Raw genomic sequence first — 25,383 nt, 5'->3', positions numbered from 1 at the left:
GCGTTAAGGAGTGTTATTGAGCTGGTCCACGGTGCTGACGCGGTTCAGGGTGAGGCTGCCGGTCACGGTGATGGCGCTGGTGTGCAGGCCGGTGAGGGTTTCGGTCCAGGTGCCGTTGAGCATGTGATCCACGGGCGTGTCACCGGCGGTGATGGCGATGCTGAGGGCACGCGTCACGGCGCGGCCGGCGGTGGCGAGATCGGGGTGGTATTTGTGACGGAAGGGATTCACCGGATCATTCGCGGCGAGCGTGAGCGAGCCGGTGGTGCTCGTGCCGGCTCCGAGCGTGCCGGTGAGGGCCAAGACATCGCCGCTCATCGGAAAGGACACCGTGCTGAAGCGCTGGCCGATGAGCTGGCCGCCGCGGACGGTGGTGCCATCGAAGTTCGACACGAGATTCATCTGCGTCACGATCACCGGTGCGGGCGAGGCACCGCGTGTGCGCATGAGCACGGCCTCCTTGAGCAGCTTCACCTGGCCGCTGGCATTCACATGGAGCAGCACGCGCATGGAAAAGGGCTTTGGAGCAGGTGTGGGCGTGGCGCCGGTCGTTTGACGGGCGTGGACCTCGTTCACTTGGTTCAGTGTGATGTCGCCGACCCACAGGCCGGCGGCGGTTTGGGCCGATAAACTGGCCGTGATGGCAAAAAAGAGCAGCAGGACGTGTTTCATGGCAAAAAAGGGTCTCAGGGGTTCAAAGTGACCGGCACGCGCCACAGCACGCCGGAGGTGCGGATTTCGAGAAGGCTGGCTGCGGGAGCAGTGGGGATGCTCGTGAGGCTCGCATGACCGATGCGGAAGGGCGTCCACTCGCCCGCAGGTGCCGCGAGAGATTGTGCGCTGCTCAAAGCCGTGCGCGTGCCGTTGCTGAGATAGGCCAGCGGCAGCGAACCGGTCGCGGTGAGGCTGATGGTGAGCGCAGAATTCCCCGCAGGACGGAATTCGACCGAGCCCATGCTATCCGCCGCATTTAGCGAGATGCTGCCACCGCGCAGCGAGACGGGCCCTTGATGATCGCTGCCCGTGCCGCACCAAACCCAGTAGGCACGTCCAGCCACCGCAGGCTCCGCGGACGAGGCCTGCACCCATTTGCCATTGAGCAGCTTGAAGGCCCGCAGCGGAGTGTGCGCGGGTGAATTAGCAAAAAAGGCTCCCAGCGTGATCGGCGACGCCGGATCGACCGGCAGGCCGACGAGGTTGAAGGACTGCGGACGCCACTCGAAGCGATTCAGCCTCACGGTGCCCGGAATGGTCAGCGTGGTGCCCGTGGAGGCCTTGATGAGATACGCCTGCCCGGCGGTGAGCTGATGTAGGTTGTTCAAAAAGCTGCCCGCAGCCGTTTCCGGCTGCCAGGTCCGCCATTCGGCGTCTTTCCAGGTATCCGCCGCCGGATCACGGAGCGAGGTGTACTTCGCGCTCACGGGGATGAAGGTCGTCACCATCTCCACCGGCAGCCCGGCAAACAAAACATCGGGATCAGCCTGCGAAGGCTCGACCTCCAGCCACATGCTGTTCCAGCCCTGCTGGAGCGTAACGGTCTGGGTGAGGTTTTGAGCCTGCAAAACGGCTGTGCAGGTCCAAAGCACAGCCAGCAGGCATGGGATCGAAAAAGGCGCTTTCATGAGGAAGACGAGGGTCCGTCCCCGCCATCCACACTTTTTTCAGGCGTGTGTTACCACGGGTGATGAGGAAATGTTCAGCGCTGGTTCTTCCAGGTCGGATGCTACTGAGCTGAGAGCCGGAAGAAGGCAGCCTTGTCCGGGGAGGTGAACTGGAACTCCAGCTTCCCCTCGCTGTTGAACGTTCTCACGGCGTCAGGGGCGGTCGTCATCGAGAACGGCTGGAAGCTGCCGGGCATCAGGGTGGTGCTCTTTTGCACACCCAGGGTAAGGGTGAAGACCCCGGTGGCCGGGTTGTGCTTGATCAGCGGTGTGGGAAAGTGCAGCGCCTGCACCTGCGAGGTGGTGTAGAGATCGTAGGGGTTCGGATCAGTGATCACATCGTTGCGTCCAGTGGTCCGGTTCGTGTCAAACTGCGCCTGGTTGAAGATGGCGTTGCCGGAGAGGAAGGCGGTGACCTGGGCCGGCTGGGCCGTGCCGGGATCAAACCCGAAGGCGGCGAGGTAAAGTTCAGCGGCGTCGTTGAGACCGTCGCCATCCGTGTCGGTGCTGTTGCTGGCGGACGCGTAGCGGAAGAGATTGGTTCCCGAGCCTTGCAGCCCGGATGCCGTCACGTCCACATTCACCAAACCCGCCGTGTGGGCAGGAGTGGTGGCGGTGATTTGAGTGTCGCTGGCCACCGCGAAGCTTGCGGCGGCGGTGCCTCCAAAAGTGACCGCCGTGACATTGGTGAAGTTTCCGCCGTAGATAGTTACGATTGTGTTGCCAGAGGTGCCGCCCCCTGCGGCGTTGACGAAAGCGACAATCGGAGCGTTGGCGTAGGTGTAGAGATTGCTTCCGACGCTGGTGCCAACCAGATTGGTCACGGTCACGTCAACCAAGCCTGGGACATGAGCCGGGGCCGTGGCGGTGATGTTGGCGCCATCGATCACGCTGAAACTGGCCGTGGCTCCGCCGATGGTCACGCTGGTGGTGCCGTTGAAACCCGTTCCGGTGATCGCCAGGCTTGTGCCACCTGCCGCGCTGCCCACCGCCGGGGTCACGCCGATGATGGTGGGCGCTGGACCCAGACCGGTAAAAATGTAAGCTGCCCCGGCACCGTAAACCAACTCGTCTGCGGGGCTATTGATGCCAGACGCGCTGCCATCTTCCTGATTGGCTCCAACAACAACAGTGTCCATGCTCACTGTCACCGAAAAGCCGAAAGAGTCACCCGCTGTGACCTGGGAAGCCTTCAGGTAGGCCTGCTGCGTCCAGGTTGTGCCAGCACGCACATACACATAGGCTGCCCCCGCGCCCGTGGCTGCTTCATCGGGTGTGCTGTTGATGCCTGTCGTGCCGCTTGCCTCATTGTATGCTCCGACGACCACAGTGTCATCGCTCACTGCCACTGAAATTCCGAAAAAATCGTTCGCCGAGACCTGTGATGCTTTCAGGTAGGCTTGCTGGCTCCAGGTCGTGCCGCTGCGTGCAAACACATATGCTGCGCCGCTGCTGCTGGCTGCTTCGTCAGGTGTGCTGTTGATGCCCGTGGTGCTGCTGTCTTCTGCAGACGCTCCGACAACAACGGTGTCACCGCTCGCTGCCACCGCACTGCCAAACTGGTCACCCAACGTCACTTGGCTTGCTTTCAGATACGCCTGCTGGCTCCAGGTCGTGCCGCTGCGCACAAACACGTATGCCGCGCCTGAATTGACGGCAGCTTCATCGGGCGTGCCGTTGACGCCTGTGGTGCTGCCGTCTTCCTGATGGGCGCCAGCGACCACCGTGTCTCCACTCACCGCTACCGAGATGCCGAAGTTGTCGTTTGCCGAGACTTGAGCAGCCTTCAGGTAAGCCTGCTGAGTCCATGTCACGCCGTTGCGGACAAAAACGTAGGCTGCGCCCGCATCGACAGATGCCTCGTCGGGAGTGCTGTCGATGCCGGTTGTGCTGCTGTCCTCAAGCATAGCCCCGACCACGACCGTGTTTCCGCTCACTGCCACAGATCTGCCGAAAAAGTCACCCGCTGAGACCTGTGATGCCTTCAGGTAAGCCTGTTGCGTCCAGGCCCCGCCGCTGCGCACAAACACATACGCTGCTCCGGCGCTGGTGGCCCCTTCGTCAGGAATGCTGTTGACACCTGCCGTGGTGCTGTCCTCGCCGGCGGATCCAACGACCACCGTGTCCCCGCTTGCCGCCACAGATGAGCCGAAGCTGTCACCCGCTGTGACCTGTGATGCCTTCAGGCAGGCTTGCTGCGTCCATGTTGTGCCGTTTCGCACAAACACATAGGCTGCTCCGGCACCGAGGGCACCGTCGTCAGGAATGCTGTTGACACCTGCCGTGGTGCTGTCCTCGCCGGGGGATCCAACGACCACCATGTCACCGCTCGCTGCCACTGAGGCACCGAATTGGTCATCCGCTCCGGCGTACCCCCGATTCTCTGGTGAGACTTTCATATAAGCCTGCTGTGTCCATGTCGTGCCGTTGCGCACGAAAACATAGCCCGCTCCGGCGTTGAGAGCTCCCTCATCGGGCGTGCTGTTGATGCCTGTCGTGCTGCTATCCTCCTGAGGGGTGCCGACGAGGATTGTGTCCCCGCTCACTGCCACCGAAGTGCCAAACAGGTTGTTTGCCAAAACCTGGTCTGACTTCAGATAAGCTTGCTGTGTCCAGGTGGTGCCGCTGCGCACATACACATAAACCGCTCCGGAATTGCCGGCCAATTCGTCGGGTGTGCTGTTGATGCCTGCCGTGCCGCTGTCCTCCTGCGGTGAGCCCACGACAACAGTGTTTCCGCTTACAGCCACGGAATTGCCGAAATTGTCGCTCGCCGAGACTTGCGATGCCTTCAGATAAGCCTGCTGGCTCCAGACGGTGCCGCTGCGCACAAACACATACGCTGCCCCGGAGCTGCTGGCCAGTTCGTTTGCCGTGCTGTTGATGCCACTCGTGCTGCTGTCCTCGCCGATTGCGCCGACGACCACCGTGTCCCCGCTCACCGCCACCGAAATACCAAAGAAGTCGAGACCGGTGACTTGGGAGGCCTTCAAGTAAGCCTGCTGTGTCCACGTTGTTGCGTTGCGCACAAACACATACGCTGCTCCGGAACTGCTGGCAGATGTGTTGGGGGTGCTGTTGACGCCCGTCGTGCTGCTGCTTTCCTGCATGGCTCCAACGATGACAGTGTCAGCGCTGATCCCCACGGACCTGCCGAACCGGTCATTCGCCGTGACCTTGGCAGGTTTCAGATAGGCCTGTTGAGTCCACGTGGTTCCGCTGCGTACAAACACATACGCTGCCCCGGCGCCACTGGCCAGTTCGTTTGGTGTGCTGTTGATGCCCGTGGTGCTGCTGTCCTCATTGTACGCCCCAACCACAACAGTGTCTCCATTCGCTGCCACTGATATGCCGAAGACGTCGTCTGCTGTTACCTGTGCGGCCTTCAGGTAGGCTTGCTGGCTCCAGGATGTGCCGTTGCGCACAAACACATACGCCGCTCCGGCGTTGCCGGCCAGCTCGTCGGGCGTGCTGTTAATGCCCGACGTGCTGCTGTCCTCATTTTGGGCACCTACGATCACGGTATCCCCGCTCACCGCGACTGCATTGCCGAAATTGTCGCCTGCTGAGGGTTGTGCTGCCTTCAAGTAAGCCTGCTGAGTCCACGTGGTCCCGCTGCGCACAAAAACATATGCAGCTCCAGAGTTGACGGCCGCCTCGTCGGGGATGCTGTTGACACCTGATGTGCTGCTGTCCTCACCAGTCGCTCCAACAATCACCGTGTCTCCGTCGATTGCGATAGAAATGCCAAGCAAGTCAAGCGCATTGCCATATCCCGAACTGCCTAAAGAGGGTTTCAAATAAGCCTGCTGGGCAATCGGATCGATGGTGATGGGATATCGCGCACCTCCCTCCTCGACGCGGACGACGATTCCACCCTCGTGCCCGGCTACAAAACGGGAGGGCAGCACTTGTCCGTCCGCATCCCACACCTTCAGCCCCGCATAGGTCACCACGGGCGCTCCTGCCTCATCCCGGAAGTAAACTGTCTGTGCGTCTGCTGCCACACTGGCCTTCAGCGTGCCCCGGATGCCCAGGACGACGTCCAAGGCCACACCACCACCCGCGCCTTTTGGCCGCTGATCCAAGGTGAAACCATGCTCCAGTCCCCGCTGATCATTGACGAACCACTCCTGCACGGCTGCGTCCCACTGATAGCTCAGGCGCAGACCGTCCGCCTTCACCTCCGGCTCTCCTTGGACGGTCGTCTGTAGGCTGCCGAAGCCGTAGCTGCGCAGTTCCAGACCCCACCGCCAGTCGGCGTCCTTGGGTTTGGCCTCGAATCCTTGGCCGTCAAAGGCGGCGGTCCACTGCTGCCCCTTGTTCCGTGCCTGAAAGCCACCGCCCTCCAGCGGCATGAAGCTGTGCTCCCAGGCCGTGTGGGCCGCCCGGATGCTGGCCCAGTCGGACTTTTCCAGCCCCTGGGGCACTTGGTCGGGTGAGGTGATCTGCTGGGGCTTGCTTGACGGTGCGGCAGACAGCGGCAGGCTGAAAAAAAAGAGGAGACGGAGAAGCAAGGATTTCATGGCGGATCGTCCACGCCATCCACACCGTTTTCCCCGTCATGTTACCTCCAGGCTGAAGAAAAATTCAGCCGCCGGCCTCGCGGAGGCTCTCCGCGAGCCTGGGCTGGATTTCGGCGGCTTTGCGGGCGCTGATCGGGGCCGTGGGCAGGGCTTCGAGGAGCTTTTGGAGGATGTGGACGGCCTCATCGCGCTTGCCCGCTTTGCGCAGGCGGTTGGCCAGGGCCTCCCATCGAGTGAAGTAAGTCGATTCATCCCACTTTTGCGCCTGCAGCATGCCGGGGAGCTGGGAGAGCAGCTTCTCCGCCTCTGCAGGCTCGTTTAGCTCTTGAAGGGCAAGAAAGTCAAAAACCACGATGGCGGCCGCAGCGGGCGGCAGGCGGCCCTGCGAACTTACCCGGTCCATCCAGAGCCGTGCTGTCGCGTGAGCCTCTTCGGGCCGTTTCAGGTCTCGCAGAGTTTCGATGACCTTCGCCGCCTGGCGCAGGGTGGTGGGATGCAACGGGCCGAGATCCTGATCGCAGGCCTTCAAAGCCGAGCGGCGCAGCTCCAGCACGGCCGCATGGCCGGAGTGGTCTTCCAACGTGTCCGCCAACGCATCGAGCGTGGCGTTCGCTTTGACATAATCCGGCCCCACGGTCTGCCAGTAGATGTCGAGTGCTCGGCGTGCGTGGCGGATGGATTCATCAATGAGTCCGGCTTCGCGGCAATGCTTCGCCAGACGACCCAAAACGCGTCCGGTGAGCGAATGCTGCTCCCCCTTCTCCTTCAGCGAGAGGGTGACCGTCTCGCGCCCGAGCTTCAGCGCCTCCTCCCGTCTTCCCAGCTCAAACAGCACCGTCATCAGCTCCGTCTTTGCGGTGATTTCATCAAAGAAGTCCTTCCTGCTGTGATAATGCACGACGCAGGTGCGCAGCAGTGTCTCTGCTTCTTCAAAGGCCTCCTTTGTGGCTACTTCGTCGATCAACTCCTCCGCCAGTGCGTAGCGGGTGTGGCAGGCCTGTTCGTCATCGGCAGGCAAATGACCTTCCTGCCATGCGATGATGCGGCGCAGCTCCTCGCGTGCGGCGACGGCCTCCGCGCTCGTCGCCACGGCAGACTGCATGGTCTTCAGCGCAAGCCGGTAGCGCAGGCTCCAGAGCAGCTGGTCATCCGCGTCGAGCAGCGGCTCCGCTTGTGCCAGCACCACGCGGAAGAGCTGCACGTCCGCAGGCTTGTTCATCATCGAGGCCACTTCCGCGAGCATGGAGGCCTTCCGCCGTGAATCACCGTGAAAGGCTGCCAGGCGGCGCAGCAGCTCCTCACGCCACTTGTCCGGGTCCACCGCATGGCCGGTGACATGCTCATCCATGCCGTGAACGGTATCGAGCACGATGTCCGCGATCTCATCCGACTCCGCTTTTTGCCGCAGCGCACCATTTTCCGCCGCGCGGGCCTTCACCGCCTGCCAAACAGACACGACCGTGCCCGTGATGAGCGAGAGAAAAGCCACCAGGATGGCCGCGACGGCCGCTTTGTGCCGCGCCGCACGCCGCCACAGCAAATCAATGCCCGTGACGGGCCGCGATTCGATCTCGTCACCGGCCAGAAAGCGTTCCAATTCCTCCGCGAGGAAGCCTGCGCTGCGCAGGCGCTTCTCCGGGTGCTTTTCCAAACAGCTGCGGATCAGGGTCGAGAGGTCAGGCGGCAGCTTTGACACATCCGCCTGTCCCACACTGGCCTGTGGCGATGATCTGGCCGCTGATCCCAGGGCCGGCTCCGCCTGTGTGATGCTGCGGATCACCTCCGCCGCGTTGCCGCCGGGAAAGGGCAGCTTGTTTGTCAGCATCTGGCACAGCAGCACGCCGAGCGCCCATACATCACTCGCCGTGGTCGTCTCCTGCTTGCCGCCGGAGGCCTGCTCCGGGCTCATGTAGTGCAGGGTTCCGAGTTGGGAGCCGCTATTGGTGAGCTGGGACTCGCCATCGAGCTGCTTTGCGAGACCAAAGTCTGCCAGCAGCGGCCCGCCCTCCGCATCGAGCAGGATGTTCGCCGGTTTCAGGTCCCGATGCAGCACGCCGCGGTCGTGCGCATGCTGCACCGCACGGGCGATGAGCATCATCATCGCGGCGGCCACACGCGGTGGCATGGCACCCTGTGATTGCAGCCTTTCCGCCAGCGAGCCGCCCTCCGCCAGCCGCATCGTGAAATACGGTGTGCCATCGACCTCACCGCTTTCATACACCGCAATGATATGAGGATGCAGCAGTCGCGCGATGGCCTTCATCTCCGCGCGAAATCTCGCGGCTTCTTCACGCCGCGCGAACTGCGCATTGCGGATGACTTTCATCGCCACGCGGCGCTTCAGCCGCAGGTCCACCGCCTCAAACACCACGCCCATGCCACCGTCGGCAATCTCGCGCTCCAGACGATGGCCTGCAAACTCACACGGCAGCACGCCGAGCATGCTGCGCGGTCCTTTAGGCGGCTCACCGGCCGCGTCGATGCCTTCGTTGAGCAGACATGCCAGGCAGATGCCATCCCGTTCGAGCCGGGTGCCGCATACCGGACATGAGGATGAGGAAGCCGCTTTCATGCCGTCGTGATGAGGCTCACGAGGTAGCGCAGCTCCTCATCGATCTCGCCCTCGCTCGAAACGACCTCCCGCACCTCCTCCCGCAGCAGCATGCCAAAACGCCGCGGCATGTCGGTGGCCGCTTTTCGCACGGCGCCGTGAGAAAGGCCATGGCGGTCTGCGAGGCTGTCCCACTGCGGGGGGCCCGCATCCGGGCTGAAGACTCGCTGCCGCACCTCCCCCAGGAACACGCTGCGTTCACGGTCTTCGATTTCGGTGTCCAGTCGCCGCATCACCCGGTCCACCAAGGCGCGCGCCCAACTCCGGTCATAGGCAGTGTCCGGAGAACGGCGGTCCTGCATGGCAGGCGAGTCATCCTCCACCTCCATCTCGCTTATGGGCACCAAAGGGACACCACCTCCGCGCTTCTGGCGGGTTTCATCGCGATGCTGGTTGGACAGCCAGTTGGCAAAACAACGCAGCAAAAAGGTGCGGAAGCGGACCTCGCCACGCCGGACCTTTGCCAGCGTCTCCCGTGAGATCAGATGCTCAAAGAAGCCCTGGACCTGGTCTGCGGCCGCCTCCCGTGTGGCACCACGCTGCCTGGCATACACATGCAGCGGCTCCCAGTAGGCCTGCGCCAGCCGCTCCAAACCGTGGAGGGCCTCCGTCTCGGTGCTGGCCGCCTGGATGGCCGACCACATCGTGGCTGGAAACAAGCCGCTCGCGGACAGCTTGCTGCCTTGGGAGGCCGATGGAACTGAGGCATCACTCATGCATGGCGGAATGCCGGGAAAAGGAGAGGGCAATTGATGATTGGCAAGTGTCCTGTGTGTTAGGTGCCACCCCGAATCTGAGGCTGGCTCCAATCCGAAAATGGTCTCCGGTCCTCCGAGTGCGGAAACACGAACATAAACGCGAATTCATCTTCGACCCGAAGCGCAGTTCATCTTCAGCGGTTTCTGTCCAGCGTCCTCCTCCCTGACCATGAAGACGCGCCCCATCCTCACTTTTCTCGCCTCAGCAAGCCTGCTGCACGCCGATCCTCAGCTCAGCTCGTGGTTCACCGCCGATTCCGGCCAGTATGCCCGCATCTACCAGACGACGGCCGCAGAAACCGCCGGGACGAGCTCCACCACCTGGAGCCGCGGCACAGGTGTGCAAAGCAACCCGACTTATGCTGGCGTGAGCGAGGTGCTGTATTCGACGAACTGGGTGTACATCCGCTCCACCGGCCTCGCCAGCCACATCATGGGCCCGTGGTATCTCGACGCTGCGAAGACACAGAACTTCCCCAACTTCCCCTCGAACACCGCAGTGCTCTATCGCATCCCGCGCACGCCGGTGATCCCTGGCACGAAGACCAGCACGGGCCTCGGCGCCACCGGGCGCATGGTCAATGGCGTGTCCATCTTCGACAGCCGCGATGCTTTTTCCTACGTCAATGCGAGCGCTACTGACGCCACGCCGGTCAACGGGCTCACCGGTGACGGCATCTGGAACCGTGACGGCTATCACAACGAAGGTGTGACCTTCGACCCGGCTCTCGCTCATCAGGCGGGCAACAACTACCACTATCATGCGCATCCGATCGGCCTGCGTTTCCAACTCGGTGATCATGTCGATTACAATGCCACGACCAATCGCTACACCGAGAGCGCCGCTGCGGTGACGAAGCACTCGCCCATCCTCGGCTGGGCGGCGGATGGCATTCCCGTTTACGGCCCCTACGGCTACTCGTCCCCGCTCGATCCGAACAGCGGCGTGCGGCGCATGGTGAGCGGCTTCGTGCTGCGCGATGGCAGCTACGGCACCACCAACCTCGGCTCCACCGGCCGCGCCACGCTTCCGGCCTGGGCGGCACGCGTGCAGAACCGCAGTGCCACGCTGGCTGCGAATCAATACGGCCCCGCTGTCGGCACGAACTACCTCCTCGGCCATTACATCGAGGACTTTGATTACCTCGGCGACCTCGGTTTCACTCTTGGCACGCACTTTGATCTGAACGAGCAGAATGTGCGCTGGTGCGTCACACCCGAGCATCCCTCCGGCACCTGGGCTTACTTCACGCCGATCAATGCGGATGGCACGCCCGCGTACCCTTACACCACCGGCCGTCAATACTACGGCAGCCCTACCGGCGGATCGGTGGGCAGCATCACGGAGACGGTGACGACGCACTGGAGCGGCGGTCCGAACAAGACCGAGACGGCGACCGCTCCCGCTTTGAGCGGCGCGAACGTCACACTCACCTGGAGCGGCATCGAAGGCGGCACCTACAAAGTAGAAGGCACCTCGGATCTCGCCGCCTGGAGCAATCTGAGCACCACCGCCACGGTGACGGGCGATGACACCGGCAGCTATACCGAGACCAACGGCACCGCCAGCGGCCGCCGCTTCTACCGCGTCACCCGCACGGCGCTTGCCACCTTTGACAGCACCGGCTTCAACTACACGCCGTCCGGTGGCGGAGGAGGCGGCGGCGGCACGGCCACGGCTCCTGGAGGCACGGTCACACGGGGCAGCAGCTACACGCTGACCATCAACATCCCCACGACCTCCACGCCGCCCGTGCCGCCTGCCAATGTCGCCGTGAGCAATCTCACCATCGGCGGCGTCACCACGGGCATCAGCAGCATCGTCCACACCTCGCAGTATGTCGTCACCTGCACCTACGCCGTTCCAGCGGGTGCCACGCCAGGTGCCGCGAATGTCGTCGTCAGCTTCCTCAATCCCCAAGGGGCGACCATCAGCTACACGCTCACCGGCGGCCTGACGATCCAGTAAGGCGGGTGCCAAGGGCCAAACTCCCTTCTTGGCAACACGCGGGCTTTCTCCCACACTCCGCCCGTCATGCCCGCTGCTGCCAAAAAAACTCCTTCACGCCCGAATCCCGCCCGCGAACTCGTGTTTGGCGATCTGTGGGAGTTTGATCCGGCACCGGAGACGGCCGATCCGAAGCTGAAGAAGAAATACGACCTCTTCATCAATGGCCGCTTCGTCCCGTCGCGCTCCGGCAAATACTTCGCGACGATCAATCCGGCCACGGAGGCCAAAATCGCCGACATCGCACTCGCGGATGCTTCGGATGTCGATGCGGCCTGCTCGGCGGCGCAGCGGGCGTTCATCACGTGGGGGCGTTTGCCCGGTAAAGAGCGAGGGAAGTATCTCTACCGCATCGCACGGCTGCTGCAGGATCATGCGCGGGAGTTCGCGGTGGCGGAGACGATGGATGGTGGCAAGCCGATCAAGGAATCGCGTGATTTCGATGTGCCGATGGCTGCGGCGCATTTCTTTTATCACGCGGGTTGGGCGGACAAACTGGAGTTTCTCGCGCCCGGTCGGCAACTCGCCCCTCACGGCGTGGTGGGGCAGGTCATTCCGTGGAATTTTCCGCTGCTCATGCTCGCGTGGAAAATTGCTCCGGCGCTCGCGGCGGGGAATTGCGTCGTGTTGAAGCCCGCGGAGACTACCAGCATCACCGCGCTGAAGTTTGGCGAGATTTGTCAGGAAGCCGGACTGCCGAATGGTGTCGTGAACATCGTCAGCGGCGCGGGCGAGACCGGCGCGGCGGTGATCAATCATCCGCTCACCTCGAAAGTGGCCTTCACCGGCAGCACGGAGGTCGGGAAGATCCTCATGCGCAGCCTTGCCGGCACGGACAAGAAGCTCACGCTCGAACTCGGTGGCAAGGCCGCGAACATCGTCTTTGACGACGCGCCGCTCGATCAGGCTGTCGAGGGCATCGTGAACGGCATCTTCTTCAATCAAGGCCACGTCTGCTGCGCGGGCTCGCGACTGCTCGTGCAGGAAAGCATCGCCGATGAAGTGCTCGCCAAGCTGAAGCGCCGCATCGCCACGCTGCGTGTCGGCGATCCGCTCGACAAAAACACCGACCTCGGAGCCATCAACAGCGCCGAGCAGCTCGCCAAGATCACCGACCTCGTCAAAAGCGGCGTCGAGGAAGGCGCGGAGAAGCACGACAACGGCTGCAAGCTGCCCGCGAAAGGTTTCTTCTTCCGTCCCACGATCTTCGCGAACGTCAGCATGAGCCACCGCATCGCCCGCGAGGAGATTTTCGGCCCCGTTCTGAGCATCCTCACCTTCCGCACGCTCGAAGAAGCCGTCGAAAAAGCCAACAACACCGCCTACGGCCTCAGCGCCGGCGTCTGGACCGACAAAGGCAGCCGCATCCTCAAAATGAGCACGCTGCTGAAGGCCGGCGTCGTCTGGGCGAACACCTACAACAAATTTGATCCCACGAGCCCGTTTGGGGGATTCAAGGAGAGCGGGTTTGGAAGAGAAGGCGGGAAGCAGGGACTGCTGGATTATCTCAAGGTGGCTTGAGGCCGCTGCGCGGAATGACGAAACCAGAATGAGGAATGACGAATCAATTCCCAAGCGACCGGCTCGTCGGTAGTCCGCATTTTAAAATACTTATCAACAAGCCGTCACGAAGTAGGGAAACGAAGAGATTCCAGCTCTCGGATGAGAAAAGTGACCTGTTCATCCAGATCGGCCTGAGAACGGCACTCTGCACCGAGCTGTAAGTTGCCATCTTTGTCTTTGGAATGAAAACCAAGACAGATTGAGACTTCCCAAGACTTGAGACCGGAGGATTCTGGGGCCGTGTTGATCTGATGAAGTTGGAAATGGGAAGTGCTCGACATTGTGGGTATTTATTTGAGTTTTCTGCTAACAATTTCAGCTTGAACGGTTTCATGCGGGGTTTTGTTGCGCTATTTCATATTGGTACGCTGTCGGCTGGTTTCCAAACCGATCCGTCGTTGAAACAGATGACACGAAGCCGATAGCAGGTGTGAGCGCGTCGTCACCTGATGTGAAAAGGGAATGTCGCAGGTTCAGGAGAGCCGCAGATGCATCCAATCGGTCGCTTTCCTGAATCTGTGGCAAATCAGCCAAGCAGTTGCAGTCTGTCTCCAGCCTGCGTTTCCAAGTCCAGATGCGGACGCGAGACCCAAAAATCGCCAACCGAATGAGTTCTTCACAGCCCCGCGCATGGTTAGGCTATTTGGTTGTCCTCATTTGAAGTCTTTGTTTGCGATTCGACGGCAGCATTCTCGGAAGACACTTCAGCGCTTGCGGGAACGATAACGACCGTGGGAATCAAAGGATTGTCCTCTCTCGACTGAACCCAAGCATACACCTTTGCTCGATCAGGGTTAGCGAGTTGAAACAACATGACCGTGTGACCGCGTGTTTCAGGAGCCGTTAGCGCTGTCTCGAGCGTAGCCGAGCACCCGAAGCGCCTCTCTACAGCTATTCTGACATGTTGTTCAGGCTCGAGTCTGTATTCCGGTTGGTGCTTCTTCATTGGCTTCGTTCACGGGATGCGCTATTTTATTCGTCTTTCGATCCATATTTTCTTTCCCTTCTTGAGGTTAATCATGTGAAGCTCGTTAGCGAATATTAGGACAGGATACGGCGGAAGCCAAAAGCCGGTATCGTAGCGGTCATAGCTCGGGATAGACCAAAGGCTCTCATCGTCTGTCTTGAGGATGGCACCGTCTCCAAGCGACTCCACGACCTTGGTGAGAAAACCGTTCTGTAGTGTGAACGCACCATCGACGCGTGTAACGATGACTGTGTTATCGTTGTAAACCAAGACACCGGACTTCGGGAGGGCTTTAATGTAATCGGTCATCCGGTCTTTGTTGAATTGCGGAGCCGGGCCGTCGCAGATGATGACGCCGACGCCGAGCGGCAATGCAACAATCTCTCGTTCCAGAATCCATGTGGAGCCTCCAAGAAAAGTGAGAACCTTGCCGTTGAGTTCGGAGACGGTGTCCTGATAAAACGAAACTCGCTTGAGTTCGGCTGCGCTTGCACATGCGGCAGCGAAAAAGAGCGTGAGGAAAAGGATGCCTGTTCTCATAGCGCAATTGTTAGCTCTTCTTGGTGAACGATTCGCCTTGATTGAGCCTGCTAGAAGCTGTGCTCGTGAGAAGGTCGATAAGCTGCTGCCTGTCGAGGGCTTTAGCGTCCTTGGACTTCTTGATACCATCAGCCGTGCAAAGTCGAATCAAATCATCATTGGTAAGTTGCTCTAGCGCAGCCAGAAGACCGCTTTCGCCATCTCGGTGTAATATCTCGACTGTATTCAATGAAGGCTTTTGAGGCGTGGAAGACTTCTGCTGAATGGACACCTTCGCATCTGGTGAAAGTAAAACTTCCTCAATGCGAGCGAAAAACTCAGGGCTGCGTAATGCCTCATCATAGACAGCATCACAAAGCGCACGCAACCTTGTATAAACGGCGTCCTTTTGGCTATTTGTTGGCATGAGCAATGAGTTCACGGGTCAAATCTTCAACGTATTCATAAAGGTAGCGGTCCCCTGATTTTGATCTGCCGTATTTCTGTTTGAAAGAAACAGGCGTATTCGTGAACTCCATCGCTTCCGCAGTAGCATTCGCTTGGGGCATCACGGTATCAAAGATGGGAGCCTGAGGCAGGCCTAAGTCATCGAAGATCTTTGAGAAACGGGCAGGAAGTGTGCGCTTGCCGCGAGAGTGTGAATCAGAACGCGAATCATACTTTGTGACTACTAAACCCAAACAGGATATTTTGAGAGGCCGTTCTTGGGTGAACTGATGTATCTTGCGGACAATCTGTGGTATGCCGTAGGTAGAGAGAGTGTCTGGTATTGATGGGATGAGATAATGGTCACTGATCTCAATGCCATTCCGTGTGATGAAACCGAGATTTGGTGGACAGTCGATCAACACAAAATCGTATTCGCTTAGTATGGGATGCACCACGGACTTAAGTATCTCCATTGGATTCAGGGCGAACCCTGTCATTGATGGTATCTCCGAAATCCGATCTTGAATGTCAATGAATCGGATGCTGGAGGCGAGTAGATCGAGATTGCGAAGTTTAAGATTGGAAACCTTCCTCTGTCGCGCCAAAGCTAAATCAAATACTTTGGTCCTCTCCAATTTGTCATTGAATAGGTGGTAAAGGGTTTGCCCTTTCGAGTCGAGTTCCTCCCAACGCACTTCTGGAATAAGAGAAATTGTTGCGTTCGTCTGCGGATCAAGGTCAATGACCAGAACGCGCTTACTGAACGCTGAAGCCAAGCACTCCGCGAGCTGGATTGTAGTGGTCGTTTTTGCGACACCTCCCTTGAGATTGATTACGCTAATGATTTTTGGCATGAGGCTTGGTTGTATGGGCTAACGCTTCGGATCAGGTGACGGCGAGCGGGAAGACAGATGCCGTGGCATCTTTTGCCGAGATGCGAATGTCCATTGTCGCTTTCCGATGGAGTGCTTCACCTGATTCCAGTCCAAAAGAGCTGAGGTTCCATTCTCAACGCGCTTCCGGCGGGAATCGAGAATCACCCTGTGAGACTCTGGAACATCCATGCGATCCACGTGTCCGCGTAGATCTTCCCAGATCGCCTGCATGATCTGGAGCTTTTCGCGCAGGCTAAAATGAGAAATTTCTAATGCTGTCATGGCAGGAGAGTACATCACTCGCTCTCGCGGCGCTATCGCTAGTTTCGGCGTTTGGGGGTGGAATCCGTGCCGAGAGGCGAAGACATGGCTTGCTTCGTCCTTCGTCCTTCGTCATTCTGAATTCGTCATTCACCCCTCCCTCCCATGTCTAGCCGCCTTCACATTACAAAGACCCCCAAATGCTACGTCGGCGGCGCTTTCATTCGCAGTGAGAGCGGACGCGTCGCCGAGTTGCTGGATGCCACGGGGGCGTTTTTTGCGAATGTTCCGCAATGCACGCGGAAGGACCTGCGCAATGCCGTCGAGGCGGCGGCGAAGGCGGGGCCGGGGTGGGCGAAGAGGTCGGCGTTCAATCGCGGGCAGATCTTGTATCGGCTGGCGGAGATGATGGAGGCGCGGGGCGTCGAATTGGCGGACAGCATCACTTTGAGCGGTGCTTCGAAGGCGGAGGCCTCACGCGAGGTCGCGGCGGCGATCGAGCGCGTGGTGCATTACGCGGGCTGGACGGACAAATACGAGCAGGTGCTCGGCAGCGTGAATCCGGTGGCCTCGGCACACTTCAATTTCACCGTCACCGAGCCGATGGGCATCGTCGGCATCCTCGCGCCGGATGACGCGCCCGTTTTGGGCCTGTTGTCGCTGATTTTGCCTGCGATCACGAGCGGAAACAGCGTCGTGGCGCTCGCCAGCACCACGCAGCCGTATCCGAGCATTCTTTTGGGCGAAATGCTCGCCACGAGCGACCTGCCCGGCGGCGTGGTGAACCTGCTCACGGGCGTGCGCAGCGAGCTGATCCCGACATTTGCCACGCACGAGCATCTGCGCGCGATCAGCGGCGTGGCGAACGAGGACGAGCGCAAGGCGCTGCGCCTCGGCGCGGCCGAAAGCGTGAAGCGCGTCCACCTGCGCAAGGCCGAGGAGCCCATCGACTGGTTCTCGGACAAGACGCAGGGCGCGGAGGAGATTCGGGCGCTGGTCGAGTTCAAGACGACGTGGCATCCGGTGGGGGCTTGATAATCCAGACGACATATCGTACCCTCAAGTCATGAAGACCAAGACAGTTTCCAAGACTCGAAGAGCCGTGAAACGCGCGCCTGCGCCAGCACGGGTAAAAAAGACAAAAAAGTGGGACATCTCCTGGCTGGTGGATCGTGAACTGCCCCCGCTGGACCAGTTGCCGGAGAATCCGGTGCTTCTCATGCGTGAAGGCCGGTTATGATCTGGTATTCAGATTCGAGTTTCATTACTTCGTCGTTTGGCGATGACGTGAACACACCCAGGGCTTCATCCTGGATGCGGAAGAACCGCGAATTTCCGATCTACGTCAGTCGCCTGTCTGTTCTCGAGAACGAAACGGCCTTGCGTGCGGCAGTCCAAGGCGGCCTGATCACATTCGAGAAGATGATGCTGGCACAGCAGCGACTTCGCCAAGGGCTCATCGAGGGCATTCTGGAAAAGAAGGAGCTGTCTCCGCATCAATGGTTTCCCCAAGCGCATCGCATCAGCATGCATGCGACAACCGGCTGTGTTTGCCGTGCGCTTGATGTGCTGCATGTGGCGGCTGCGGTGATCTTGAAGGCGAAGGGAATGCTGACATTCGACAAGCACCAGCGCGAACTGGCGAAGGCCGAGGGGCTGGAAGTGGCACCATGAGGTGAATCATGCTTGCACGCTGGCGCGGACTCGCCACGGCTTCACGCATGTCCGCCTACCAATCCCTTTGCGAAGTTGTTTCTGAAATCGCCCTCATCACCTCCACGGAGTCCGTTTTGGGCTGGGATCAGGAGACTTACATGCCGGAGAAGGCGCTGGAGCATCGGGCGCGGCAGTTGTCGTATCTGACGGGCAAGGCGCATGGCTTGCTGACCTCGAAGAAGACGCTGAAGTTGCTGGAGCGCGCGGAGACGGAGATGCCGTCGAATCCGACGCAGGCGGCGAACGTGCGCGGATTGCGCCGCGACATCGACAAGGCGACGAAGTTGCCTTCGAAACTGGTCCAGGAGGAGAGCGAGGTGTGCGCGATCGCGAAGGCGGCGTGGGTGGAGGCGCGGTCGAAGTCGGAATTCGCGCTGTTTGCGCCCCATCTGGAGAAGATCCTCGGCATCGCGCGGAAGAAGGCGGATTTGTATGGCTATGAGGACGAGCCGTATGACGCGCTGCTCGATCTGTATGAGCGCGGCGCGAAGACGCGCGAGGTGGCGGCGCTGTTTGCCAAACTGCGGCCGCAACTGGCCGAGATCGCCCGCGCAGCGGTGGCGAAGTCGGCAAAGGTGAAGCCGGGCGTGCTCAAGGGGTGCTATCCGATCGAGAAGCAGCAGATTTTGAACCGCGAGATCGCGGAGAGCCTGGGCTTTGATTTCGAAGCGGGCCGCATCGACACGACGGCGCACCCGTTTTGCACGACGCTCGGCCCCGGCGATGTGCGGCTGACGACGCGATATGATGAGACGGATTTTCTGTCGTCGCTCTTCGGCGTGATGCACGAGGCGGGCCACGGACTGTATGAGCAGGGCCTGCCGGGACTCGATTACGGCCTGCCGAGCGGCAGTGCGGCCTCGCTGGGCATCCACGAATCGCAAAGCCGCCTGTGGGAGAATCACGTGGGCCGCAGCCGCACGTTCTGGGCGAAGTGGCTGCCGCGCGCGAAGGAGCTGTTCCCGCATCTGAAGAAGGTGAAGCTGGATGCCTTCATGAAGGAGATGTTGCGCTCGGAATTCAGCTTCATCCGCGTCGAGGCGGACGAGGCGACGTATGATCTGCACATCCTGCTGCGCTTTGGCATCGAGCGTCGTCTCGTGAAGGGCGAACTGGCCGTCAAAGACGTGCCGAAGGTGTGGAATGACGAGTATCGCGAGCTTTTCGGCCTCACGCCGCCGGATGACCGCCGCGGCTGCCTGCAGGACATTCACTGGAGCATGGGCGGACTGGGCTATTTCGCGACCTACACGCTGGGGAACCTCAATGCGGCTCAATTGTTCGCCACGGCGAACAAGCAGAAGAAAATCGCCAACGCGCTGGAAAAGTGCGACTACGCACTGCTGCTGAAGTGGCTCCGTGACAACGTGCACGCGCACGGCGCGGCGCTGACGCCGACGGAGATCATGCAGCATGCGACTGGCAAGCCGACGGATGCGAAGTGGCACATTGCGCACCTGCGGGATAGGTATGTGGGGTGATGCATCAAGATGGCGTCCCCTCATCGTTCTGCGCAACGCCTGTTGAATAATCGTCTCCGCAGAAAGGGCAGCATTTCACGTCCAGAGATAAATGCGGCCATGAAAGGAATCCGCCATTTGGGAGCAAGCTGATGTTCTTGCCACAGCACGGACACACATCGAAGCGTTGCAAAACACCAAGAGAAACAATCGCTATGATCAGCAGCGGCATGGCTCCCTGCATCTCCGTGGCTATCACCCAGCACAACAGGCTTCCCAAGCACAACACAAGAAGCAAGGTTCCTAGCGCGATAAAACCGCGTCGCCGGTTGATGCGTTGGCGGGAGTTCATGACATCGCCATTCAGTTCTAACGCACGTGACGGATCAGTCCGATCATCACGCCTTGGATCATCAGCTCACGGGCGGGCAGAAGGTCGGGAAACTCGGGGTTCTCGGCCTTGAGGTAGGGCTGGGCGTCCTGAACCAGGTAGCGCTTGAGCGTCGTTTCACCGTCGATGAGCGCAGCGACAATGTCACGGGGGCGCGGTTCGCGGATTTCGAGGATGACGATGTCGCCGTCGCCAATGAGGGCACCGATCATGGATTCGCCACGCACTTTGAGCGCGAAGCTTTTCGCGGTGCGGGGGATGCCGAGGGTCTCGACATCGACGGAGATGCACTTCTCCGCGTGCTGGACCATGTCGGCGGCAGCCATTCCGGCGGGAATCTGGCCGAAAACGGGGATGTCCACGATTTCCGCACGATCGAGGTCCTCAGGGAAAACGACCGCACGCGCTTTGTGCGGATGGCGTTGGATGACGCCCTTCTTTTCCAGCGCCCGGAGATGGCTCATGGCGGCCGTCTGGCTGGAGAAGCCGAAATGGCGCTGGATGTCCCGCGTGGAGGGCATGACGCCTTCACTACGCTGGTAGCTGCGGAGGAAATTGAGCAGTTCCTGCTGACGCGCAGTGAGGCGGGTGTCGGTGTCGGCGAGCATGGGCTTGTGAGGCTGTTCGCGCGAACATTCCCGGTCATCGGCCATGCGCAAGGAGTTTTCCACGGCGGCTTTCTGGGCATGATGTAGCGAATGATGTCATCGAAACTGCTGAAGTTCATTGCCTTCGGGCTGCTGGTCATGCTGTGCCAGGCGCAGGAGTCCGCGCCCCTCAACCCTGCGGACATGAACAAGACCGGCATGCTGCCGCCACACACGAAAGTCCTGGGAGAACGTGCGGTGGCAGCCTTTGCGAAGAAGGACTGGGCCGGTGCACGGAAGGCATACCTGGAGATGCTGGAACTGGATGATGGGAATGCGCTGATCTGGGCGAATCTGGGAGCGGTGGAGCAGCAGGCCGGTGATGTGAAACGAGCGATCGAGTGCTTTGAGAATTCAGTGCAGTTCAATCCGAAACTCGCCGCCTCGTGGACGGCTCTCGGCTTGCTCGTTCAACGCCAGGGAGACGCCTACCGGGCCATTTCCTGCTTCACGCGGGCGATTCACGAAGAGCCCGAAGATGCCCGCGCACACAATTACCTCGCCATCACCGTCAAAGGACTGGGCTGGACTGACGCCGCGGAGGCAGAACTGCAAAAGGCGATCGATTTGCAACCGGACTACGGCATCTCCCATTTCAACATGGCGCTGATGCTCCTGGAACGTCGTCCGCCAGCGACGGAACTCGCCCGCAGGCATTATGAGAAGGCCCTGAGCCTCGGTGTGGCCAGGGACGAGGTGGTGGAGCGACGGCTGAAGGAGTGAACCGCACATGAACAGCTGGAACATTACCTCACAGCTCGAAGAACTACGCGGACAGGGCTTGTGGCGTGATTTGCGCCCGCTCGACGAGGTGGACGGAATGATGGTCCGGTCCGAGGGCCGGGAATGGATGAATTTTTCCTCCAATGACTACCTGGGCCTGGCTGGCTCTGCAGACCTCCGCTCCGCGCTGGAAGATGGTGTGGCAAAGCATGGTGCCGGGTCCGGCGCCTCACGGCTGGTATGCGGGACGCACAAGGCGCACAGCGCATTGGAGGAGGCGCTGGCGGATTTCAAAGGCACGGAGGCGGCCTTGTGCTTCAGCAGCGGCTTTGCGGTCTCCCTTGGAACGATCCCGGCACTGGTGGGACCGGGAGACACCCTCATTCTCGACAAGCTCTGCCATGCCAGCCTCGTGGACGGCGCGAGATTGAGTGGAGCCACGGTGCGTGTGTTTCCGCACAACCACCTCGAAAAGCTGGAACGATTGCTGGGCACCGCCGAAGGCCGCGTGCTGGTGGTGACCGAGTCGATTTTCAGCATGGACGGGGATGCATCTCTATTGCGGGAGATCGTGGAACTGAAAACCAAGCATGGCGCGTGGCTGATGGTGGACGAAGCCCACGCCGTGGGAGTCATCGGGCCGCACGGAAGAGGACTGGCGGCCGAGCTTGGGGTTGAAGCGCAAATTGAGCTCCAGATGGGCACTTTGAGCAAGGCATTCGGGCTCAGTGGAGGATACGTGGCAGCGTCCCGCCCGGTGATTGACCTTCTGATCAATCGAGCGCGCAGCTTCATCTACACGACCGCCCCCCCCCCTGCCCTGGCTTACGCGGGCTTGCGGGCGCTGGGGTGGCTGGGGGGAAGTCGTGGTGACAGTCTGCGACGTCGATTGCGCGACAATGTCAGGCACCTGACGTCGCTGCTGGCGAAACCTGACGCGCCCGCTGCCATTCTGCCTGTGATCCTCGGCCAGGAGGACGCTGCTTTTCAAGCAAGCCAGCAACTGCAACACGAAGGCTTTTTCGTCCCCTGCATACGCTATCCCACTGTCGGCCGAGGCAGCGCCAGACTGCGGATCACCCTGAGCGCCAGCCACTCAGCAGGCCAAGTCGCCGCCCTCGCCGAGGCCATGAACAAAATCAAGGAAGCGACCGCTGCGACGTCCAGCCCGCGATGATCTCCATCGCACGCTTGCGGGCGTCTTTGATCTCCTGGTTGTTCAGTGAGAAGCCGTTCCGCGCCGATGCCATCAGGTTGGTGTGATCCTGTCGATGCTGCAGGCCTAGCACATGGCCGAATTCATGCGCGGCCACACGGGCCACAGGGTTCTTGGCCCCATTTTTGACTTTGGTGTAATCGGGATTCTCGCAGACCACGACCGGTTCGCCGTAGAAAAAGCCATTCGGCCCCATGTCCTTCACGAAACAGACATCAATGGCGTCCGGCCTGAAACTAGACGGGGGGATGGTGGCCTTGACCCATTCGCGATCCCTCACGAACCATCGTTTGGCAGGCAGATCCAAAGCTTGAAGAGGTGCGATGGCTTCCAGTTCAAAACGAATGCCTGCCTGCGCCCAGATCGCATTCACCTCCTCAAACACTTTCCGCACAGCCTCGTCATTCAGAGTCGTTCGCAACCGATCATGCATTTGTGATCGCATCAGGTGCACGCGCACCGGCAGTGTCAGCAGCGTTGCAGGTTGATCTTGCGCGGCGATCGGGCGGAGGCAGGACCACAGGATGATGGAGGTGACGACGAGAATCCTCATGACGGACGAAGGGATCGATTGGGATCAATTTGTCACACAAGCAGGACGACCGCCTGCCAAGGTGACTTAGGAAGCACGTGAACTCCAGAGCACAGACCCAAAGGCCAATGTAGAGCTAAAAAAATGCCGAGACGCGGAAAAAAGTTCTTTCCAGTGATTACAGCCCCTGCTAGCTTCACTTCCTGAACGGCTCACGTACTTTGACCTGGAAACTCTGTTTTCAGGTCATTTCATGCGAGTGTCCGACCTCAAACCAACCAACCTAATACCAACCTGATCAGACTATGAAATTGAATGCATTGCTGAAAACGCTGGGGTTCTTGGCACTGGCCGCCACTCCCGCTGTGGCCGGAACAGCTCCCGCCCCGAAAAACCCGGTCGCTCCCGCTCCGGTGAACGACGACCTCGGCATCAACGCCTCCCTCGGCTACGACTCCAGCTATGTCTGGCGTGGCGTGAACTTCGGTTCCAACTGGGTGCGTGCCGGAGTTGACGGCTCCATCCTCCTCATCGGCGGAGAAAGCGAAGACGCTCCTTCCACCTCCCTCGTCTGGGATTTCCAATACGGATTCCTGGCTGGTGACAACGATTCCTTCACCCCGAATTTCCCAGGAGCAGTCGGAGCCGGCCTTGGCGATCACAATTCCTTCCAACGCTTTGAGTTCGGTGCTGCCTTCGCGCACGATCTTGGCCCGGTTGTTCTCAGCCTTGGTTATCGCTACTACTACAACACTGGTGATCTCACCAATCCTGCCATCAACAACTTTGGCAACGGTGGATATCAGGGATTGCAGGACGGTCAGGAAGTTCAGCTTGGTCTCAAGACCTCTTTGGGCCCGATCGACATCGCCAGCAGCGCCAACTACGACTGGGTGAGCGACGGCTGGTACTTTGACGCGACGGCCAGCACAACCATCGCGATCACTGATGCCATCAGCTTCGTCCCGAGCTTCAATGTCGGCTATGCCAAGAACTACACTTGGCAGTTCACCCGCGACGGAGCCAACACCTTCCTTGGTGGTGGCACCACGCTCTTCGCCGGATCTGAAAGCGGTGGTGATGACATCTCAGGTTGGGCAGCGGCTAACATCCGCTTCTCCCTCCCGATCAAGCTTAACAGCCGCGCAACACTGGTTCCTTACATCGCCCTGAACGTTCCGCTTGGAGCCCTTCAGAACGTCGCCCAGTCCTCCCAGTCCAGCAACACCCTCGTCGGTCTTGGCATCAACCCTCCTTCCACCGGCTTTGAAAGCGTGGTGTACGGTGGCGTGACCCTGAGCATCCGCTTCTAAGATCGCCACGAGTCGTAGCCAATCGGTTACTTCAACCCCCTGGTGACTAAGTCGCCAGGGGGTTTTGTTTTTGCTCCAAGCCGCGGGACCGAAATCTCATGCACCGGCTCTGTCTGGATAAAAACCGCGAAACTCGGCTTGGTGAAATAACCCGGCGATCTGGCATGCCAACTGCTTTGACTCGTGTCCGCTGTGAACGTCTTCCCGGCCAAGCAGCGCCTCAACACCAACAAAACGAAACACGACCAAACACATGAAGCCCAAAAGCATGACATCTCTCATTGCCAAGTCCGTGGCCGTTCTTGCTGCCTGTGCAGCGCTGAACGCCAATGCTGGCACTGCGCCAGCCAAAGCGCCCGTTGAACCCGTGGCGGAGCCCAGCACCCTGTTCGACTCCATGGGAGCCAGCATCAGCGCCGCCTACGACAGCCGCTACTACTTCCGCGGCCTCTGGTTCGCTGACAACATCATCTCCACCTTCATCAACCTCTCCATTCCGCTGATTTCCGGCACCGGAGAGGATGGCGCAGGCAGCCTGAGCCTGGGTGTTGGTGCCGGATATATTTCCACGCTCCAGACCCCGCAGCCTGGCGTGACCAATCAAGCGTTCGATTACTCCGAATACGACATCTACACGAGCCTCAGCTATGACCTTGGCTGGTCCACCCTGGGCGTGCAGTATCAGTATTACGGCTATCCGGACACCTACTCTGGTTCCATCAATGGCACCGGCGTGAACAACGGCGACCCAGAAATGGGTCTCACCGGCGCTCATGAGCTCGGGGTGACACTGACCATCCCGGTGGGTGCGTTCAACTTCTACGCTGGCTACTACTATGACTTGACCGTCAATGGACAGTACTTCCAGCTGGCGGCTGACTATACGATCGCCGTCACCGACTGGTTGAGCATCGTTCCTTCCGTTCAGGGCGGCTACGGCATTGATTACTACACTGGCACGCGCAGCTTTGCCAATGCAGCATTCACTGGTGTCGCCACCCAGTCGAGCGGCTTCACGCACGTGCTTTTCTCCATCAGCACTCCGATTCAGCTGACCAAGATCGCCACTCTGACACCCTATGTCGCGTGGAACTTCGCCGGCAGCACCCGCAATTACCTCAACGTCACCCATGACAACGAGATCTTCGGTGGCGTGAAGTTGAGCGTTGCCTTCTAACCCACGCGG

23 protein-coding genes are annotated in these 25,383 nt (G+C 60.1%); 10 read left to right on the top strand and 13 right to left on the bottom strand.

All coding sequences use genetic code 11. The features are described 5' to 3' along the window. Nucleotides 1-3: 3 nt before the first annotated feature. The 5 genes from IAE77_RS13990 to IAE77_RS13970 all read right to left on the bottom strand — a co-directional run bounded on the left by IAE77_RS13990 (nt 4) and on the right by IAE77_RS13970 (nt 9,514). A complete protein-coding gene (locus tag IAE77_RS13990; RefSeq protein WP_294227530.1) occupies nt 4-672 on the bottom strand; it encodes a hypothetical protein in 669 nt (222 codons plus the stop codon). 14 nt (nt 673-686) lie between these two features. Then, a complete protein-coding gene (locus tag IAE77_RS13985; RefSeq protein WP_294227528.1) occupies nt 687-1,622 on the bottom strand; it encodes a hypothetical protein in 936 nt (311 codons plus the stop codon). 101 nt (nt 1,623-1,723) lie between these two features. Beyond that, the gene (locus IAE77_RS13980) at nt 1,724-6,187 is read right to left on the bottom strand and encodes an IPT/TIG domain-containing protein (protein ID WP_294227526.1); all 4,464 of its coding nucleotides are present in this window, start codon (nt 6,185-6,187) and stop codon (nt 1,724-1,726) included. A gap of 64 nt (nt 6,188-6,251) precedes the next feature. Then, nucleotides 6,252-8,759, bottom strand: a complete 2,508-nt coding sequence (locus IAE77_RS13975) for a serine/threonine-protein kinase (protein WP_294227524.1) — start codon at nt 8,757-8,759, stop codon at nt 6,252-6,254. Further along, entirely contained in the window at nt 8,756-9,514 is a 759-nt protein-coding gene (locus tag IAE77_RS13970; RefSeq protein ID WP_294227523.1) for a hypothetical protein, read from the bottom strand. Before IAE77_RS13970 ends, IAE77_RS13975 begins: the two co-directional genes overlap by 4 nt. A gap of 211 nt (nt 9,515-9,725) precedes the next feature. On the opposite strand from IAE77_RS13970, the gene IAE77_RS13965 reads away from it, so the two are divergent. After that, nucleotides 9,726-11,525 carry a YHYH protein gene (locus IAE77_RS13965; RefSeq protein WP_294227521.1) on the top strand — a complete coding sequence of 600 codons (1,800 nt, stop codon included), beginning with the start codon at nt 9,726-9,728 and terminating at the stop codon, nt 11,523-11,525. Nucleotides 11,526-11,657: 132 nt separating this feature from the next. Continuing rightward, the gene (locus tag IAE77_RS13960; protein ID WP_345780983.1) at nt 11,658-13,085 is read left to right on the top strand and encodes an aldehyde dehydrogenase family protein; all 1,428 of its coding nucleotides are present in this window, start codon (nt 11,658-11,660) and stop codon (nt 13,083-13,085) included. A gap of 1,009 nt (nt 13,086-14,094) precedes the next feature. On the opposite strand, the gene IAE77_RS13955 is transcribed toward IAE77_RS13960, so the two are convergent. From IAE77_RS13955 to IAE77_RS13940, 4 genes are read right to left on the bottom strand one after another with little or no spacing between them, the layout of a single operon-like run. Continuing rightward, nucleotides 14,095-14,634, bottom strand: coding sequence for a hypothetical protein (locus tag IAE77_RS13955; protein WP_294227517.1), 540 nt, complete (start codon nt 14,632-14,634; stop codon nt 14,095-14,097). A 10-nt stretch (nt 14,635-14,644) separates the two neighbouring features. Then, the gene (locus tag IAE77_RS13950) at nt 14,645-15,055 is read right to left on the bottom strand and encodes a hypothetical protein (RefSeq protein WP_294227515.1); all 411 of its coding nucleotides are present in this window, start codon (nt 15,053-15,055) and stop codon (nt 14,645-14,647) included. Continuing rightward, the gene (locus IAE77_RS13945) at nt 15,027-15,917 is read right to left on the bottom strand and encodes an AAA family ATPase (RefSeq protein WP_294227513.1); all 891 of its coding nucleotides are present in this window, start codon (nt 15,915-15,917) and stop codon (nt 15,027-15,029) included. Before IAE77_RS13945 ends, IAE77_RS13950 begins: the two co-directional genes overlap by 29 nt. A gap of 18 nt (nt 15,918-15,935) precedes the next feature. Next, complete coding sequence (locus IAE77_RS13940) at nt 15,936-16,220, bottom strand: addiction module protein (protein WP_294227510.1); 285 nt, start codon at nt 16,218-16,220, stop codon at nt 15,936-15,938. Between the two features lie 144 nt (nt 16,221-16,364). Here IAE77_RS13940 and IAE77_RS13935 point away from each other — a divergent pair, with 144 nt between their 5' ends. Genes IAE77_RS13935 through IAE77_RS13920 form a run of 4 tightly spaced genes read left to right on the top strand, consistent with a single transcriptional unit; the run spans nt 16,365 to nt 19,396 of the window. Continuing rightward, a complete protein-coding gene (locus IAE77_RS13935; protein WP_294227508.1) occupies nt 16,365-17,234 on the top strand; it encodes an aldehyde dehydrogenase family protein in 870 nt (289 codons plus the stop codon). A 31-nt stretch (nt 17,235-17,265) separates the two neighbouring features. Continuing rightward, nucleotides 17,266-17,439 (top strand): hypothetical protein, encoded by a 174-nt coding sequence (locus IAE77_RS13930; RefSeq protein ID WP_294227507.1) that lies wholly within the window; start codon nt 17,266-17,268, stop codon nt 17,437-17,439. After that, complete coding sequence (locus tag IAE77_RS13925; protein ID WP_294227505.1) at nt 17,436-17,873, top strand: PIN domain-containing protein; 438 nt, start codon at nt 17,436-17,438, stop codon at nt 17,871-17,873. The genes IAE77_RS13930 and IAE77_RS13925 overlap by 4 nt, the downstream gene beginning before the upstream one ends. 8 nt (nt 17,874-17,881) lie before the next feature. After that, entirely contained in the window at nt 17,882-19,396 is a 1,515-nt protein-coding gene (locus IAE77_RS13920) for a carboxypeptidase M32 (RefSeq protein WP_294227503.1), read from the top strand. Between the two features lie 4 nt (nt 19,397-19,400). Here IAE77_RS13920 and IAE77_RS13915 read toward each other — a convergent pair whose 3' ends face one another. Continuing rightward, nucleotides 19,401-19,727, bottom strand: a complete 327-nt coding sequence (locus IAE77_RS13915; protein WP_294227501.1) for a hypothetical protein — start codon at nt 19,725-19,727, stop codon at nt 19,401-19,403. A 17-nt stretch (nt 19,728-19,744) separates the two neighbouring features. Continuing rightward, on the bottom strand, nt 19,745-20,374 hold the full coding sequence (gene lexA / locus IAE77_RS13910) for a transcriptional repressor LexA (RefSeq protein ID WP_294227499.1): 630 nt from the start codon (nt 20,372-20,374) through the stop codon (nt 19,745-19,747). 90 nt (nt 20,375-20,464) lie between these two features. On the opposite strand from lexA, the gene IAE77_RS13905 reads away from it, so the two are divergent. Then, nucleotides 20,465-21,136, top strand: coding sequence for a tetratricopeptide repeat protein (locus tag IAE77_RS13905; RefSeq protein ID WP_294227497.1), 672 nt, complete (start codon nt 20,465-20,467; stop codon nt 21,134-21,136). Nucleotides 21,137-21,143: 7 nt separating this feature from the next. Beyond that, nucleotides 21,144-22,313 carry an 8-amino-7-oxononanoate synthase gene (locus tag IAE77_RS13900; protein ID WP_294227495.1) on the top strand — a complete coding sequence of 390 codons (1,170 nt, stop codon included), beginning with the start codon at nt 21,144-21,146 and terminating at the stop codon, nt 22,311-22,313. On the opposite strand, the gene IAE77_RS13895 is transcribed toward IAE77_RS13900, so the two are convergent. Then, nucleotides 22,276-22,905 carry a matrixin family metalloprotease gene (locus IAE77_RS13895; RefSeq protein ID WP_294227493.1) on the bottom strand — a complete coding sequence of 210 codons (630 nt, stop codon included), beginning with the start codon at nt 22,903-22,905 and terminating at the stop codon, nt 22,276-22,278. The genes IAE77_RS13900 and IAE77_RS13895 overlap by 38 nt on opposite strands. 284 nt (nt 22,906-23,189) lie before the next feature. Here IAE77_RS13895 and IAE77_RS13890 point away from each other — a divergent pair, with 284 nt between their 5' ends. Further along, nucleotides 23,190-24,197 carry a hypothetical protein gene (locus IAE77_RS13890; RefSeq protein ID WP_294227491.1) on the top strand — a complete coding sequence of 336 codons (1,008 nt, stop codon included), beginning with the start codon at nt 23,190-23,192 and terminating at the stop codon, nt 24,195-24,197. Nucleotides 24,198-24,293: 96 nt separating this feature from the next. Here IAE77_RS13890 and IAE77_RS13885 read toward each other — a convergent pair whose 3' ends face one another. Further along, nucleotides 24,294-24,467, bottom strand: a complete 174-nt coding sequence (locus IAE77_RS13885; RefSeq protein ID WP_294227489.1) for a hypothetical protein — start codon at nt 24,465-24,467, stop codon at nt 24,294-24,296. Here IAE77_RS13885 and IAE77_RS13880 point away from each other — a divergent pair. Beyond that, on the top strand, nt 24,466-25,374 hold the full coding sequence (locus IAE77_RS13880; protein ID WP_294227487.1) for a hypothetical protein: 909 nt from the start codon (nt 24,466-24,468) through the stop codon (nt 25,372-25,374). The genes IAE77_RS13885 and IAE77_RS13880 overlap by 2 nt on opposite strands. Nucleotides 25,375-25,383: the final 9 nt, after the last annotated feature.

Source organism: Prosthecobacter sp., from assembly GCF_014879935.1.
Taxonomy (GTDB): domain Bacteria; phylum Verrucomicrobiota; class Verrucomicrobiia; order Verrucomicrobiales; family Verrucomicrobiaceae; genus Prosthecobacter.
Note: the sequence above shows the minus strand (reverse complement) of the source record. Positions and strands in the feature narration are given on the sequence as shown.

What these genes read in the sequence shown, in the direction of transcription:
- IAE77_RS13990 (WP_294227530.1), bottom strand. Translation starts at nt 672, where the DNA reads ATGAAACACGTCCTGCTGCTCTTTTTTGCCATCACGGCCAGTTTATCG.
- IAE77_RS13985 (WP_294227528.1), bottom strand. Translation starts at nt 1,622, where the DNA reads ATGAAAGCGCCTTTTTCGATCCCATGCCTGCTGGCTGTGCTTTGGACC.
- IAE77_RS13980 (WP_294227526.1), bottom strand. Translation starts at nt 6,187, where the DNA reads ATGAAATCCTTGCTTCTCCGTCTCCTCTTTTTTTTCAGCCTGCCGCTG.
- IAE77_RS13975 (WP_294227524.1), bottom strand. Translation starts at nt 8,759, where the DNA reads ATGAAAGCGGCTTCCTCATCCTCATGTCCGGTATGCGGCACCCGGCTC.
- IAE77_RS13970 (WP_294227523.1), bottom strand. Translation starts at nt 9,514, where the DNA reads ATGAGTGATGCCTCAGTTCCATCGGCCTCCCAAGGCAGCAAGCTGTCC.
- IAE77_RS13965 (WP_294227521.1), top strand. Translation starts at nt 9,726, where the DNA reads ATGAAGACGCGCCCCATCCTCACTTTTCTCGCCTCAGCAAGCCTGCTG.
- IAE77_RS13955 (WP_294227517.1), bottom strand. Translation starts at nt 14,634, where the DNA reads ATGAGAACAGGCATCCTTTTCCTCACGCTCTTTTTCGCTGCCGCATGT.
- IAE77_RS13945 (WP_294227513.1), bottom strand. Translation starts at nt 15,917, where the DNA reads ATGCCAAAAATCATTAGCGTAATCAATCTCAAGGGAGGTGTCGCAAAA.
- IAE77_RS13940 (WP_294227510.1), bottom strand. Translation starts at nt 16,220, where the DNA reads ATGACAGCATTAGAAATTTCTCATTTTAGCCTGCGCGAAAAGCTCCAG.
- IAE77_RS13935 (WP_294227508.1), top strand. Translation starts at nt 16,365, where the DNA reads ATGTCTAGCCGCCTTCACATTACAAAGACCCCCAAATGCTACGTCGGC.
- IAE77_RS13930 (WP_294227507.1), top strand. Translation starts at nt 17,266, where the DNA reads ATGAAGACCAAGACAGTTTCCAAGACTCGAAGAGCCGTGAAACGCGCG.
- IAE77_RS13925 (WP_294227505.1), top strand. Translation starts at nt 17,436, where the DNA reads ATGATCTGGTATTCAGATTCGAGTTTCATTACTTCGTCGTTTGGCGAT.
- IAE77_RS13920 (WP_294227503.1), top strand. Translation starts at nt 17,882, where the DNA reads ATGCTTGCACGCTGGCGCGGACTCGCCACGGCTTCACGCATGTCCGCC.
- IAE77_RS13915 (WP_294227501.1), bottom strand. Translation starts at nt 19,727, where the DNA reads ATGAACTCCCGCCAACGCATCAACCGGCGACGCGGTTTTATCGCGCTA.
- lexA (WP_294227499.1), bottom strand. Translation starts at nt 20,374, where the DNA reads ATGCTCGCCGACACCGACACCCGCCTCACTGCGCGTCAGCAGGAACTG.
- IAE77_RS13905 (WP_294227497.1), top strand. Translation starts at nt 20,465, where the DNA reads ATGATGTCATCGAAACTGCTGAAGTTCATTGCCTTCGGGCTGCTGGTC.
- IAE77_RS13900 (WP_294227495.1), top strand. Translation starts at nt 21,144, where the DNA reads ATGAACAGCTGGAACATTACCTCACAGCTCGAAGAACTACGCGGACAG.
- IAE77_RS13895 (WP_294227493.1), bottom strand. Translation starts at nt 22,905, where the DNA reads ATGAGGATTCTCGTCGTCACCTCCATCATCCTGTGGTCCTGCCTCCGC.
- IAE77_RS13890 (WP_294227491.1), top strand. Translation starts at nt 23,190, where the DNA reads ATGAAATTGAATGCATTGCTGAAAACGCTGGGGTTCTTGGCACTGGCC.
- IAE77_RS13880 (WP_294227487.1), top strand. Translation starts at nt 24,466, where the DNA reads ATGACATCTCTCATTGCCAAGTCCGTGGCCGTTCTTGCTGCCTGTGCA.
- IAE77_RS13885 (WP_294227489.1), bottom strand. Translation starts at nt 24,467, where the DNA reads ATGCTTTTGGGCTTCATGTGTTTGGTCGTGTTTCGTTTTGTTGGTGTT.